The sequence below is a fragment of the Candidatus Babeliales bacterium genome (assembly GCA_035288105.1).
Classification (GTDB): domain Bacteria; phylum Babelota; class Babeliae; order Babelales; family Vermiphilaceae; genus SOIL31.
This window is the reverse complement of the sequence record DATEAY010000053.1, coordinates 1-14,763: the sequence shown is the minus strand read 5'-3', so window position 1 is coordinate 14,763 and position 14,763 is coordinate 1. Positions and strand designations below refer to the sequence as shown.

The following is a 14,763-nucleotide window of genomic DNA, read 5'->3' as shown; positions in this document are numbered from 1 at the left end:
AGAAGGATATGCTTAACTATGCCAGCCCCTTATTATAAGTTGTTGAAAAATAGATGAACAAAGAGAGCAGCTCGTATGTCAAAAAAAAGGACATATGAGCTGTTCTCTTTGTTTGGTAAATAGATAATTACGTAGTTTTTGTCTCAGTAATTTTTACATTCCCTTTTGTGCTATGCACCATAATTGTTGCCTCGCCAGAACCAAGTGTGCCATCAACTTCTTGTTTAAATTTATTCCACGCTGGTTTGTTGAGTTGAGTTGTAAAAGATCTCAGTGTAATTGGAAGTTCAGATAAAAGAACGCCATGGGTTGTGTGTCCGCGGATTTCGGCATTAGTATCTGTTGGTAGCGCAAGCATAATATTTCCTGATGTTGTTTTAAGATTGATGGAGCTTGTCGAAGGAAGTTTTTTATACGCAATATTGACCTTTCCTGTTGTTGAATGTGCATAAAAGCTATCCGCAATATTTTCGCCATGTATATCTCCATAATGTGAACGTGCTTCCACTGGTCCCAATGAATTGGTGATATATATAGATCCTTTTTTAAGTGTTTGCGCGGATACTAATTTTTTTGTGTTTGTTATGGTAATAGTATCATTGGCAACAACATCAATTATGCCATGCACATCTTTTATAAACGCATTACCGTTTCCGGTGAGTGTTAAGGAAACATCAAGCGATTTGGGGATAATAAGTTCATATTCCACTGACCCAGTGATTTTTTTGCCATTATATTGTGTTCTAATTGCAAGATGATTGTTTTTGCTTGAATCAAAAAGAATTTCCATATTATCAAGATCAGTTTGTTTTTTTGAGCGCATTGTTGTTTTTACAACCAATAATTTTTGTGGACCTGTTTTTATGGTAATCGACCCGTTGGTATTGTTAATTGCGACAGCATCAATCGATAAAGCAGGAAGCTCTTTTTGTTCAACTTTTTCTAGCATGGTACCACTAAAAAAAGATTTTATTTTTTTGAAGTTCAATTCTGCGTTGCAATCGGTTGTAATGATATAAGCGCTGATTATAACTAAAAGGATTATGTACACATTTTTATTCATTAGTTATCCTTTTTAGAGGGTTTTTCTTGTTTGTAGATGTTTTGTAGTATGTGTTACTATGTTTTCCCTACTGATTTTTTCCCGCGCTCATCCTGAACTTGTTGAAGGATCAGGCGCGCTTAATCCTTCAACAAGTTCAGGATGAGCGCGAAGAGCGTACAGATCGGATAGGGTTAATGATTTTTATTGTAGCATACAAAAATTGTGTGCTAATTCAAAGAATAACTATAGCGAGGGCGATACAATGAAGTTAGTGGGTTTACAATATGATAAAATACATTCAGTTGTTGCAGTAATTCATCACCACAAAGGACGTGCATTATTAGTCGGTGGAGCAGTGCGTGATATGGTAATGAATTTAGCTATCAAAGATGTCGATATTGAAGTGTATGGTTTAACAGAACCAGAGTTAGAAAAAATATTACAACAGTTTGGGCCAGTAAGTTTGGTTGGTAAAGCATTTGGCGTTTTGCGCTTGCATGGTCTTGATGTTGATTGGTCATTACCACGCGCAGATAGCCCAGGGCGTAAGCCAGCGGTTGTTATTGATCCGTTTATGTCAGTTGAGGTTGCAGCACGTCGAAGAGATTTAACAATGAATGCAATGGCTCTTGATCTGATTACCGAAGAACTAATTGATCCGTGTGGAGGAAGTACTGATATTAAAAATAAAATATTACGTACTCCTGATGCACGTTTTTTTATTCAAGACCCGTTGCGCTTTTATCGTGTGATGCAATTTATTGGTCGGTTTGCAATGCTGCCTGATGATGAATTGAATAGTTTGTGTAAAACAATGGATATTTCTGCTGTTTCACGCGAACGCATAGAAGAAGAATTTAAAAAATTGTTGTTACGTTCCAAGCGTCCTTCCTTAGGAATTCGTTGGTTGCGTGATATTGGGCGTTTAGCAGATGTATTACCTGAATTGTTTGACACTATTGGTGTTATGCAAAATCCGCAATGGCACCCAGAAGGTGATGTGTTTGAGCATAGCATGCAAGCGCTGGATGCTGCTGTTACCATTATACAAAAATATGATGAAGAATGGAAAAGGTTAGTTTTGCTATATGCGGCGTTGTGCCATGATTTGGGTAAAGTTACAACATCTGAGGAAGTTGATGGTGTTATTAAAAGTATTGGTCATGAAAGGGATAGTAAAAAGTTTGCGCGTACAATGTTGAAACGTATTACACATAACGGCGATTTAATTGATGCTGTATGCTCTTTGGTGCTCAATCACATGACGCCATTGCAATTCACCAAAAACAAGGCAAAATTACCTGCGTATCAGCGCTTAGCAAATAAGTTAGATCATAACGTGAATATGTCTATGCTCATCGATTTATGTATTGCAGATAAACGTGGCAGAAATGGTGCAGGTCACGAGCCCTTACAGAGTGATTTTCCTGATGTAGCTGAATTCAAGCACAAAGCTGAACAAGCTGGAGTTTTATATAGTGGTGTTGAACCATTGCTAAAGGGGTCTGATGTGCTTGATGTGGTTAAGCCAGGTCCTCAGATGGGAAAGTTACTCGCATATGCGTATGACATGCAAATTGAAAAAAACATTACTGATAAACAAGTTTTAAAAGAATATGTTATAAAAAAAATAAAGAAATAAATACGTTTGCTATTGCGATTGTTGTGTTAAAAGCTATAATAATTGAGTGTTTTAGGGGTATGCTTTTAACAAATAATGAGCGATATAAAGGTATTGTATGAATAAGAGTTCCAAAGTTAATGCGTTTTTATTGGCTATGATGGTTGGTATGACTGCTCCAGCAAGAGGAATGGATTGTCAGGCAGAAGTTTTAACTGAACAACAAGCTGAAGTGAGTTCTTCTGAACAAGCGCCAGTTGTTTGGTATAAAAAACGTGAAACGCAAGTTAGTATAGGGATCTTAGCGCTTGCTGCGGCATATGCTATTGCAGTACGCATGGATAAAATTGCTTCTCCGGCTGCATTGGTCGCTATGTTATTTTGTTCAAAAGTTGTAGGTGTTGTGGCATCTGATAATACAAACATTACACATGGTGAAAATAATATTCCAGAAACAAACGTACCAGCCGCTGGTGCAGATGCTTTGAATAACGGATCAATCGTCGCTGATGCAAAAACTCAAATCAATCAAGGTGGCGTAACCTTACAGGTGCCAGCCGACAATACAGTTCAGCGAACGTTTGCGCAGCAATTGAAAGAAGCGATTTCTTCTTTTGGTCTACAAAAACTTTTGTATGGAGAAGATGCTCAAGAATATACGGATGAAAAAGCAACAAAAGATTTGTTTGTGAATCCATATAATAACTAACATTTGTTTGATTATTAAAAAAGGCTTACTTTTTGGCTTGTATGGTCAAAATAGTAGGCCTTTTTTATTTTTGCTTTATTAGAAGAAAAACTATCGATTATTGACAATTTGAATGAAAAAACCATATTCTGGTTACTAGTACTAGTAATTAAATTAATGGTGGACGTGCTCATGAATAAGAAATATAGCTTTCTGGTCGCAGTATTGATGTTCTTTTCCACTGGATTTAGCTTTGCTGCTGAAGGTAGTGTTAATGTTGATCGATATAATCGGCTTGCTAGGGCTTATAATGATGGAAATTTGAATACAGTTGCTATACCTGGCGATATTGCCATTGTTGAGGGACATAAAGTTACATTAGAAGCAAGGAAAAGATCTATTGAAAGTTCTTATGTTCCTGCGTTGCTTAGGATTGTTGGTGCGAGTCTATCTATTCCTGCCATTTTTACTTTTGGTGCAGCAGTTGGTGGAGCCGCTGGATCATACGCTATTTTGAGTAGTTCTAATTCTGGTGTAAATTTTCTTGAATGGCTAAAATACACATATGGTTTGGACAAAAGTATGGTTACTTCTGGAAAAATGGCATTTACAACAAGAGTGTTTTTGCCCACATTGTCCGAAACACATGAGGCTATTTTGGAATTGGGAACATACGCTCCTCCATTAGCAGCTGTATCATTTGTTGCAGTAGCGCTTTCTCGATATTTCTTCAACAAAGCTGCAAATTATAAAGATGAGATTGTAAAATTAGAAAAAGAAATTATACGTGATACAAATATCATTCTTTCTTTGATAGGCTTTGGGTTGTTGTAAGAAAGAATTTTTTAGAATCAAAAAAAGCTCTGAGGCTAGCAATAGCAATGGAGTCTTTTTTTTTGATAAAATAAACTTGTTTTGGTTTTCCTTTACTAAGAAAAGTTAGGATGCTATTTTTTTTTACAACCCCATTCTTCAATATATTTCGAATGGGACCCCGATGGGACGTAGTGGAATTGGGGATAAAAAAGATAGAGGTCAAAGTGGATATTAAAAAAAGAATTGGCACTTATGTGCGACAAGGTATTACTGGTGCGTATTATCAGGCCTATGTACCACAGCCATTACCACCAGATCCAGCTTTAAATATGGAACAATTATACCCCTATTTGGATAAGGCTATAAGTGCAGTAGCAGAGTTAAACGGGGTTGCAAAATCAATTCCTAATATTTCTCTTTTCATTTATATGTACGTGCGCAAAGAAGCGCTGTTATCTTCTCAAATAGAGGGGACACAAAGTTCTTTTGCCGATTTAATGTTATTTGAGCATGAACAAAAGCCTGATGTTGCAATAGAAGATGTTGAAGAAGTGTCGCATTATGTTGCTGCTATCAATTATGGATTAAAGCGAATAAAAGAAGGTTTTCCTTTGAGTTTGCGACTTATTCGAGAAATTCATGGAGTATTATTAAGTGGTGGTCGAGGAAAACACAAAGATCCCGGTGAATTTAGAAGATCACAAAACTGGATTGGTGGATCTCGGCCAGGAAATGCTCTGTTTGTGCCTCCGTCTCCTGAATATTTGAAACAATGTTTAGCTGATTTGGAAGGTTTTTTTTACGATGAAGCGTGCACATATCATATACTCATTAAAGCAGGATTGGTGCATCTACAGTTTGAAACGATCCATCCTTTTTTAGATGGTAATGGTAGAATTGGGCGACTGCTTATTATTTTGATGTTGTGTGACAATGGTTTTTTATCAGTTCCTATTGTGTATTTAAGTTTATATCTAAAACAGAATCGTGCTTTATATTATGAGTTGTTGCAGCAGGTGCGAGAAAATGGAACATGGGAAGCATGGTTTGAATTCTTTTTACAAGGAGTTTCATATTCAGCGCAACAGGCATTGTTAACCATAGAAAAAATTAATACGTTATTTGCGCACGATATGGCTGAGATTGAAGGGCTTGGTAAAGCGCGATTTTCAGCTCTATTAGTTTTTGAGCATTTAAAAAAATTACCGCAGGTTACGGTAGCATTGCTTGCGCAAGAACTTGATATCTCAGAGCCTACTGCACGATCATCATTGAAACATTTGCAACAATTGCGCATTGTTGAAGAGGTTACGGGTAAAATGCGTGATCGAACATACGTGTACAGAAAATATCTTGATATCTTAGAGCAGGGTGCTGAACCATTATAAGTTTGCTTTTATTTATCCACTAAGAAAAGTTGGAACGCTATCTTTTCTTAGTGGAATTCGCTACGAAAAGTTAGCGGTTCCAACTCGCTGTTTTTTTTGATAAAAATTGACCACTTGAAATAATCATAGAATGTGATATCCTCGTCTATAGAAGTATACAAAGGACATTTTTAAGGATTTTAAGGGGGATTTATGAAAACATTCAAAAAATACGCGAATTTAGCTCTTTTATCAGTAGCATTCATTGCAACCGTTCCGACATATACTATGGAAACTAAAGAAGTGGTTGATGCTGCCGAGCAAGTCAAAGCTATTGAGCCAGTCAAAGTTGCCTGGTACAAAAGAGATGATGTGCAAGGTGCTGCATGCTGGACAGCTATTTTAATTACACTATATGCCTCATCACGTTTGCAGGAGTATATGTCTAATGTTCGCTACAATAATATGATCAACAAACTGGTTATGATGGAAGATAGGGATGCGAACATTAAATTAGCGAAAAATGAGTTGCTAGAAAAACTTAACAATGACGTTGCTCTTTACCAAGCTTTTCCAACGGATGATCTAAGCTTTGCTGATTATGTAGCAAAACGAACAACCGAAGTGCTTGCAAGTGTCGCTCAATTATATGAGAAACATGGGTTTAAGAATATTGTAGTCCGATTAGGTGATGTATTGAGTGATGGTACGAAAATGGTTTATGTGTTCGCAGGTTTAAGAATATTGTAGTCCGATTAGGTGATGTATCGAGTGATGGTACGAAAATGGTTTATGTGTTCGTATAAGATGAGAATCGATAATTAATACAATGGTCCTCTTTTGGCTATTATGGTCAAAAGGGGGCCATTTATTTGTTTTTGTTGCGACTATCGAGATATTCATCTTTGTGGTAAAATGTAAAATAATCACTTAACTAAGAATCGTTCGTTTCCTTCGACAAGCTCAGGACGAACGGAGTGTGAATTTTATATCCCGTTCGTGCTGAGCCTGTCGAAGCATACGAACTCAAATTAGTGGGCCATATGAATAGTATCGATTCTATACAAAAAGCATTTACCGATCATATTAAGAATTTATTTTTTCATCCTTCGACAAGCTCAGGACGAGCGGGAGAAGAGCTTAGCACTGAACATTCCCGTTTACACATCAATGTTGATGAAGCAAAACAGGCATTTGGTAATTTATCCACGAGCATTGCCTTGGTATTGGGTAAAGTATTAAAGCAGTCTCCTCGCGAAGTTGCTACAGAAATTGCTACAACATTTAAGCATCCATTGGTAGAAAAGATTGAAATTGCTGGCCCTGGTTTTGTCAATATGTTTTTGACAGAAGATACTTTTAAGCTTCTTGCTCAAGAATTATACGAACAAAAAAATAACTTCTTCAAGCCTATTCTTGAAAAAAAATATAACGTTTCACTTGAGTTTGTGAGTGCCAATCCAACTGGGCCATTGCATTTTGGTCATGGAAGAGGTGGAATTATTGGTGATGTGCTTGGCAACGTATTGAAATTTGTTGGGCATAATGTTACCAAAGAGTTTTATATCAATGATGCAGGTAATCAAATACAGAAACTTGGTGAATCTTTTAAAATTCGCTGTTTGCAAGCAGCAGGTATGCAAGCAACAATTCCAGAAGATGGTTACCATGGCGAATATTTGCTTGATCTTGCGCAAGGTTGTTTTGCTGAATATGGGCAAGCACTTTTTGAGAAACCAGACTCATTTTTTGCGAATTACGCAAAAGAGAATTTACTTGAAGCGTTAAAAGGTACGCTCAAAGATTATGGTATTGAATATGATGTGTGGTTCTCTGAAAAAACACTGCATGATAGCGATGCAATAGAAAAAGCACTACAAGCGTTGCAAAACCATAATCTGTTGTATGAACACGAAGGTGCTTTGTGGTTTAAAACAACACAATATGGTGATGATAAAGATCGTGTAGTAAAAAAATCAACGGGTGAATATACCTACATTGCAGCAGATGTTGCCTATCTTAAAAATAAAGCGGATCGTGGATTTAATAATTTTATCTATATCCTCGGCCACGATCACCACAGTTATGTTGTACGCTTAAACGCGGTAAAACAAGGGCTAGGTTACACGGATTATCCCCTTGATGTTATTTTGTATCAGCTCGTTAAGATTTCAGAAGATGGTGCATTGGTGCGTATGTCAAAGCGTGCAGGTGCAATTATTAGTTTGCAAGATATTATCAATACTGTTGGCAAAGATGTGGCACGCTTTTTTTATTTGAATCGCAAGGCAGATGCGCAACTTGAATTTGATCTTGGATTAGCGCTCAAAAAAACTGAAGAAAATCCTGTGTATTATGTTCAATACGCGTATGTGCGTACGGGAAGCATCTTAGAAAAAGCATCACAATCATCAGATCTACACAGCATTAATGCCGACGATGCGCAGCACATTGGCCACGAAGAAGCGTTTTTACTCAAAAAAATTGTGTTTCTTGAGCAGCTATTACTCGATATTGCGACCAATCATCAAACGCATTTATTGGCTTATTATGTGGTTGAGCTTGCGCAATTGTTCCACCGGTATTATAGCCACGTACGTGTTATTGATGTGGAAAATATAGAAAAAAGTCGTGGACGCTTGTTAATGGTAGCTCTTGTGAGAGATACAATAGCTCTGGTTCTTGACCTTCTTGGCGTTAGTCATCCTGAAAAAATGTAAGGGACAAGCTACTTTTTCGATATTCCATTGATAAAACAGCCATTTATGGCACAATAAAATAATAATGTTTACCTCTAACAGGAAAGTTCTATGTCAAAAATAAGTAAAGAATTATTACAAGAATTAAGAGATCACACCGGTCTTGGCCTTATGGATTGTCGTAAAGCACTTGAAGAAACGGCAGGTGATTTTGACCAGGCATTAGAATTATTGCGCAAAAAAGGTGCAGCAGTAGCTGCAAAACGTGCGGATAAAGAAACTGGTGAAGGTATTGTCAAAGCGTACATTCATCCAGGGGATCGTCTTGGTGTTCTTATAGAAATTAATTGTGAAACGGACTTTGTTGCTAATACCGAAAACGTAAGACAATTTGCGCAAGACTTGTGTTTACAAATTGCAGCAAACAAAGCAATGTATGTATCTCCAGAACAAGTAGATCCTGCTTTCCTTGCACATGAAAGGGACATTTTCAAAGAACAAATGATTAATTCAGGAAAACCTGAAAAAATTATTGAACAAGTTATTGAAGGTAAAGTGAAGAAACTTTATAGTGATATTTGTTTGCTCGAACAAACATTTATTAAAAACGATCAACTGACGGTAAAAGATGTTCTGCAAGAACTGATTGCTAAAACAGGTGAAAGTATACGCATTAGAAGATTTTGCCGTTTTGAACTAGGCAAGTAATATCACAAAGAAGGAACTGTTATGGCAGAGATTATTTTAATAGAAAATGATATTAAAAGTTTCCAGAAGCCTATGGAAGCTGAGATGGAAAATCCGCTCAAACATTTTGAACGAGAACTAGCTAAGATTCGTACTGGCAGAGCCCATACATCAATGATTGAAGATATTCCAGTGAGTTGCTATGGACAAGATGCGGTTCCGTTGAAGGGTCTTGGCATTGTTTCAGCACCAGATTCTCGTCTATTGACAGTACAGCCATGGGATACATCTGTAATTGTTGATATTGAAAAAGCTATTGTTGCATCAGGTGTTGGTGTTGCACCAGTTAATGACGGAAAAATTATTAGATTACGTCTTCCTGAAATGAGTTCTGATCGTCGTGAAGAACTTATCAAGCAATTGCACAAAAAGTTGGAAGAATGCAGAGTAGCCATCAGAAACGTTCGTAAGGATTTTAAAAATCTTATCACCGATGCTAAAAAAGATAAGAAAGTTTCTGAAAATTTTCACAACAGATTAGCAGATGTTTTGCAAGAAATTACGGATGCATATATTGCTAAAGTTGAGGGCATGGCTAAGAAAAAAGAGACAGAGCTCGCTACGGTGTAAAGACGTGCGTCAAAAGTATTATCGAAATTATTTTATAAAAAGCCAGAATTGATATTTTTTATCAATTCTGGCTTTTTTGTTTTCCATTTATATAACGTGTTATACAAGAGAAAAATATCAGGAGATTAAAGGAGATAGTATAATGCAGATTATTGTTAAAGTAATAGTGATAATGAGCGTATTGGCAGTATATCCTTTGCATTCTCGTACAGTAGGACCTGCTGCTGTGTCTAAAGCCGTAGAAAAGCCTGTGGTTACGCCTCCCTTGCAACCAGAGCGCAAAGTTCCAGTAGTAGATGTATCGAAGGATACTATTCTAAAACAATTAGATACGCTGTTATTGCAAGCATCAATCGATGATGTATGGTACGATGCAGTGGATAATTTAATTTTTGATCTTTATTTTATTGATAGAGGTATGGCGAAAGATTATCTAAAAAGAATACATATTAAAAATACTCAAATTGCCGCAGCAAAAATACCAAGCGTTACGCCCGTGCCTTCACCAACTGTTGATGTGAGAAGAGGTACATCCCCAACACCACCGCCACCACCAGTTGGGAAAAAGGTTATACCTCCATCACCTGGTGGAATACCGACACCGACACCTCCGCCTGGACAAAAGGGAATGGGTCCAACGCCACCACCAGTTGGGAAAAAGGGAACGGGTCCGACGCCACCGCCTCCTCCAGGTCCAATGGTAAAGAAAGACAAACAAGAAGGACCTCTTGTTAAAGCACCAATAATTCCTGCTGCGCCACAAGGGCCAGAACCATTATCAATACGAGGAACATATAGTGCTGCACGTCTTGCAAAAGAAACAGATGAAGACCTTATAAAATTATTTAATGATCTTTTGGCTGCATTACCTACCTCTGCGGATTTTTGGAATGCGAAGGATAAAAAACCCCAATTAGATTGGGAGAATAAAATAGGTGCAGTTAAGAAAGCACTGTTAGATCCAAAAAGAAGCACCAACATTGACGCTGATAAAAGAATAGAGGATCGTATCAAAGAAGTGAGGACCGAAAAAGCACAACAAGGACAAAAACAACAGGCTGCTGCTGAGCAAGCGAAGGAAAAGGAAGAGCGCAAAGAAGAGGTATCCGAAGCAGAATTGGTGGTATTAATAGAGACGTTACTGAAACAGCCAAATGTATCCGATTTCAAATGGTTGGTTAAGTTTACAACCAATGTGAAAAAATTGGATGCGATAAATCATGATATGGCTGTTGAATATGAGAGTAATTTTATTAAGAAATTTCCAGAACAGAAGCCATTTTTACCGAAAAAGAAGGAAGTTGTGGCTAAAAAGGAACTGACAGAGGAAGAGCAGAAGATGGAAATTATTGATAAAATTTTGAATGAAAAACCTTTTATGTGGGCTATCAAAGTGAGAGAGCATGTGCAAGCTTTATATGATATGAGTCCAGTCTTGGGACTTAAGTATCAAGAGAAAGTTCTTGCTGCAACAAAAGAAGCTACGGGGAAAGCTGACAGGCCATTCTTAAAAATGGCAGAATAACAAAAAAATGTTTGTACCTAGCTTTATTTTATTAATTTTTCTGGTACATTATTAAGTAAGTTTTTGATATGGGTTGCTAGCTCAATTGGCAGAGCAACAGACTCTTAATCTGTGGGTTCTTGGTTCGAGTCCAAGGCAGCCCACCAGCCTTCGCGTAAAGCTACGGCTGGCACGCCAAATTCTTTGAAGACTGGCCTTAAAAACTGAAATTTGTTTGAAATTTGTGCAAGAGTGGCGGAATTGGCAGACGCGCTGGACTTAGGATCCAGTGCCGAAAGGCGTGTGGGTTCAAGTCCCTCCTCTTGCACCAGACTACGCGTATCCCTTTCGATAAATTCAAGATCAAGTTTTGCAAGACGTACGTAACGTGCGCTTGCAAATTTTCATTAACTGGTGCAATCTTTTCAAAAAGACAGAAGTTTTTATTGCTAAGGCTTCGTAATGTGCCTTTTGTAGCTTTAGCGAAGAAAGGCAAGAGGTAGTGATATGAAGCAAAAGATTACATCTGATAATAGCACTCTTTTCAGCATAGAACACAACTATGAACAACCAACATTGTGTCGCGCAACGATAATTGTCTCTAAATCTTTGGTAAATACATTTTTTGGTGAAACAGCAGTTGCACTCAAAAGCAATATTCAGGCATATGGTTTTCAGCAGGGAGAAGTGCCTGTGGAATATATTGCTAAGCAATACAAAATCAATATCACTGAACATTTAAAAGAATTTTTTTTTAAGTTTGGGATTGTTAATTTTCTCTTTCAAGAAATGCGATCACAAAAATTACTTGTTGCGGGGGATCCTCGTCTCATTGATATTTCTCTTGAGCACGGTAATGATGCACGTTTTGTTTTTGAGTTAAGTGTTTTTCCTACAATTGCGTTGAATGAGTGGAAATATTTTCCCTTTAAGGCACCTAATCGAAAAAATTATAAAGACCTTGATCGACAAGTTGAAGCGTTTGTTCAAGAAGAGCAAAAAAATTTAGAAAAATATTCGCCTGATCATGGAATTGCTATTGGTGATTGGGTAAATTTTGATGTTTCAATTGTTGATAAAGAACATCTACTTCTAGATGAACGTTTTGTGCAAAATTTTTGGGTAAAGCTTGGTAATGAAGAAGTAGAGAGTCATTTGCGATTTTTATTTATTGGTAGAAAAAAAGGTGAACAATTTGTTGTACAGAATAAAGGTTTGCAGGATTATTTTAGTGATCAATTGCGTGCTTCTTATAATTTTAGAGTAACTATCGTTGACGTGGTGCCATATACTTATTTTTGTTTTGATCAATTTAAGGATCATTTTAGAGTAAAAACCAACAAAGATATGCACAAAAAATTGATTGAAGTTTTTTCCTATCGTAATGATGTTTCACAACGTCTTGCTATGGTGGAAGAAGCATTTAAATTGCTTATTTCACGACATCGTTTTTTTGTACCAAATCATCTTGTTTTACGACAACAAAAAATAATTTTAGGTGCAATTCAAACTAATCCAGATTATAATGTATATAGAAAACAAAAAGATTTTAATTTTTGGATTCAGCAGTTGGCCGAAAAGCAAGTAAAAGAAACATTGCTCATAGATCAGCTCATTTATCGCGAAAATATAGTTGTTAATAATGAAGATATGATTAATTATTTAAATTTAGATAAACGACCACGAATGAGGGAGTTTGTCTATTTTAGCTTGCCAGATTCAAAACATTATGGGCAAGAAGTGCCATTAGCCATGCATGAATTAAGTCGTGTTTGTGCGCGTGAAAAAGCTATTAATTATGTTATTCACTATTTAACAAAAAAATAAATATCAACGATGTAAAATAAGAAAAAGCATCATGGAAAACAAAATTCACAAACTTATCATTATTGGTTCGGGTCCTGCAGGGTTAACAGCGGCTGTTTATGCGGCTCGCGCAAATCTTGAACCAGTTATTATTGATGGTGATGAACCAGGCGGACAGTTGATGAAAACATCATATGTTGAGAATTGGCCAGGAGAAAAAAGTATTCTTGGACCAAAACTTATGATGAATATGCGCGATCATGCCAAGCACTTTGGTACTCAATTTGTGTCAGGTAAAGTAACAAAAGTCGATTTTTCTAATTCATACGTCAAAAAAATTACGGTAGATGATAAAACTGAATTGCAAGCTTATGCTGTTATTATAACAACAGGTGCAACACCAAAACGCTTACGTGTTCCTGGTGAAGATACATATTGGGGGAAAGGTGTTACAACATGTGCAGTGTGTGATGGTGCCTTTTATCCCGACAAAAAGGTGGTCGTTATTGGTGGTGGAGATACTGCCATGGAAGATGCATCATTTTTAAAGAAATTTACTCGACACATAACAATTGTGCATATTCTTGATAAATTTACTGCCTCTCATGCAATGCAGGAACGAGTTATTAATGATCCCGATATTACAATGTATTATAATAGTACGGTAACCGAATTCCATGGTAACGAACAGCATGTTTCTGCAGTTACCGTTGTTAATCAATTAACAGGCGAAAAAATTCGGCTTGATGCAGATGGTGTATTCATAGCTATTGGATTAAATCCAAATTCTGGGCCTTTTAAAGATCATCTTGCGTGCAATAAGGGTGGATGGTTGGAGGCAACAGATCAGGTACATACAGCGATTAAAGGAGTGTTTGTTGCCGGTGATGTTCATGATTATCGGTATCGTCAGGCAATTACTTCAGCCGGAGCTGGATGTATGGCAGCTCTTGATGCAGAACGGTATTTATCAGGAATTTTATAATACAAAGATGGTAGTAATGAATGAGTGAGGGTGTTTGTAATGAAGAAAAAATGGGTTTTGATGGTGCTTGGTATGATATTGTCTTATAGTTTGCATCTGGTTGCTATGGACGAAGCGTCAAAGATTCCACTCAAAGACAGAGTAGCGTTGCAGCGAGGTGCTTCAGCCGAATTGTTGAGGCGTTCAAATGAATCGCTGAGGTGTTCTGATGAAATTAAAAAACAAGGAACGAATAAGTCATCAACAGAAAGATTTAGGGCGGCTATGGTGAAGAATTATGCAGGTTTTCCGCATAGTTCAACAATTCCTGAAGAATCTCATAACTCGCTCGCTGATAGCAATCCATCAAGAGGGTTTACCGAATCTTTTTATGATATTCCATATCGGCAGTAAAAAGTGCGATGTTTTTACAAAAAAGAAATTAGTCAATTTTAGGAAGTGATTCAAAGCATTATAATTTTTAGCTTATAGGAAGGGACTACTTGCGATGGCAAAAAGATATTTGGTATTAAGTTATATGTTGTTACAGGGGTTATCGATTGTTGCTATGGATAATGATGCCGATGGTTCTGGCAATAAACTACGCAGCTCAGGAGGTTCTTTACGTCGTTCAAGTGAACTGTCAAAATTACGGGAATTATTAAAACAAGAAGAAAAGGTTGTGTCATCCCCATATTTTGATAGTCCGTGTGGAGGCTGGATTGCTAACGATGCTGGTGGTAGGTATAATATGTCGCGTACTTTAGCTCCAGTTGAAGAAGATAGGTATCGGTGTCCATAATTTGTTGTGTGAGTTTATTTGTTTAAATTCGAAGAGGAATAAATATAATTTTCAGGTAATAATTTGAAATAATATCATTTTTGCTTTAGAATATAGATTAGCAGAAGAGTTTACCCTTTATCCCCAGCTTCGTT

Annotated in this window: 14 protein-coding genes and 2 tRNA genes; 15 read left to right on the top strand and 1 reads right to left on the bottom strand. The window is 37.0% G+C overall.

Features of this window, described 5'->3' with window-relative positions; translation table 11 throughout:
- Window positions 1-127: 127 nt before the first annotated feature.
- On the bottom strand, window positions 128-1,063 hold the full coding sequence (locus VJJ26_02890; GenBank protein ID HLC07109.1) for a DUF4097 family beta strand repeat-containing protein: 936 nt from the start codon (window positions 1,061-1,063) through the stop codon (window positions 128-130).
- 244 nt (window positions 1,064-1,307) lie between these two features.
- Here VJJ26_02890 and VJJ26_02885 point away from each other — a divergent pair, with 244 nt between their 5' ends.
- The 15 genes from VJJ26_02885 (at window position 1,308) to VJJ26_02815 (ending at window position 14,629) form a co-directional block, all read left to right on the top strand.
- Window positions 1,308-2,687 (top strand): HD domain-containing protein, encoded by a 1,380-nt coding sequence (locus VJJ26_02885; GenBank protein HLC07108.1) that lies wholly within the window; start codon window positions 1,308-1,310, stop codon window positions 2,685-2,687.
- A gap of 97 nt (window positions 2,688-2,784) precedes the next feature.
- Entirely contained in the window at window positions 2,785-3,375 is a 591-nt protein-coding gene (locus VJJ26_02880; GenBank protein ID HLC07107.1) for a hypothetical protein, read from the top strand.
- Window positions 3,376-3,546: 171 nt separating this feature from the next.
- The gene (locus VJJ26_02875) at window positions 3,547-4,188 is read left to right on the top strand and encodes a hypothetical protein (protein HLC07106.1); all 642 of its coding nucleotides are present in this window, start codon (window positions 3,547-3,549) and stop codon (window positions 4,186-4,188) included.
- A 206-nt stretch (window positions 4,189-4,394) separates the two neighbouring features.
- On the top strand, window positions 4,395-5,558 hold the full coding sequence (locus VJJ26_02870; protein ID HLC07105.1) for a Fic family protein: 1,164 nt from the start codon (window positions 4,395-4,397) through the stop codon (window positions 5,556-5,558).
- A 192-nt stretch (window positions 5,559-5,750) separates the two neighbouring features.
- A complete protein-coding gene (locus VJJ26_02865) occupies window positions 5,751-6,287 on the top strand; it encodes a hypothetical protein (GenBank protein ID HLC07104.1) in 537 nt (178 codons plus the stop codon).
- Window positions 6,288-6,580: 293 nt separating this feature from the next.
- Window positions 6,581-8,257, top strand: coding sequence for an arginine--tRNA ligase (gene argS, locus VJJ26_02860; protein HLC07103.1), 1,677 nt, complete (start codon window positions 6,581-6,583; stop codon window positions 8,255-8,257).
- 90 nt (window positions 8,258-8,347) lie between these two features.
- Window positions 8,348-8,944 (top strand): translation elongation factor Ts, encoded by a 597-nt coding sequence (tsf, locus tag VJJ26_02855; GenBank protein ID HLC07102.1) that lies wholly within the window; start codon window positions 8,348-8,350, stop codon window positions 8,942-8,944.
- Between the two features lie 21 nt (window positions 8,945-8,965).
- Window positions 8,966-9,553: a ribosome recycling factor gene (gene frr, locus VJJ26_02850; GenBank protein ID HLC07101.1), complete on the top strand. Its 588-nt coding sequence runs from the start codon at window positions 8,966-8,968 to the stop codon at window positions 9,551-9,553.
- A 142-nt stretch (window positions 9,554-9,695) separates the two neighbouring features.
- The gene (locus VJJ26_02845; protein ID HLC07100.1) at window positions 9,696-11,078 is read left to right on the top strand and encodes a hypothetical protein; all 1,383 of its coding nucleotides are present in this window, start codon (window positions 9,696-9,698) and stop codon (window positions 11,076-11,078) included.
- Window positions 11,079-11,148: 70 nt separating this feature from the next.
- Window positions 11,149-11,224, top strand: a tRNA-Lys gene (locus tag VJJ26_02840).
- A gap of 79 nt (window positions 11,225-11,303) precedes the next feature.
- Window positions 11,304-11,388 (top strand) — tRNA-Leu (locus tag VJJ26_02835).
- 176 nt (window positions 11,389-11,564) lie between these two features.
- Complete coding sequence (locus VJJ26_02830; protein ID HLC07099.1) at window positions 11,565-12,884, top strand: trigger factor; 1,320 nt, start codon at window positions 11,565-11,567, stop codon at window positions 12,882-12,884.
- A 31-nt stretch (window positions 12,885-12,915) separates the two neighbouring features.
- The gene (gene trxB, locus VJJ26_02825) at window positions 12,916-13,848 is read left to right on the top strand and encodes a thioredoxin-disulfide reductase (protein ID HLC07098.1); all 933 of its coding nucleotides are present in this window, start codon (window positions 12,916-12,918) and stop codon (window positions 13,846-13,848) included.
- A gap of 39 nt (window positions 13,849-13,887) precedes the next feature.
- Complete coding sequence (locus tag VJJ26_02820; GenBank protein HLC07097.1) at window positions 13,888-14,241, top strand: hypothetical protein; 354 nt, start codon at window positions 13,888-13,890, stop codon at window positions 14,239-14,241.
- A gap of 94 nt (window positions 14,242-14,335) precedes the next feature.
- Window positions 14,336-14,629, top strand: a complete 294-nt coding sequence (locus VJJ26_02815; protein ID HLC07096.1) for a hypothetical protein — start codon at window positions 14,336-14,338, stop codon at window positions 14,627-14,629.
- The last annotated feature ends 134 nt before the right edge of the window (window positions 14,630-14,763 follow it).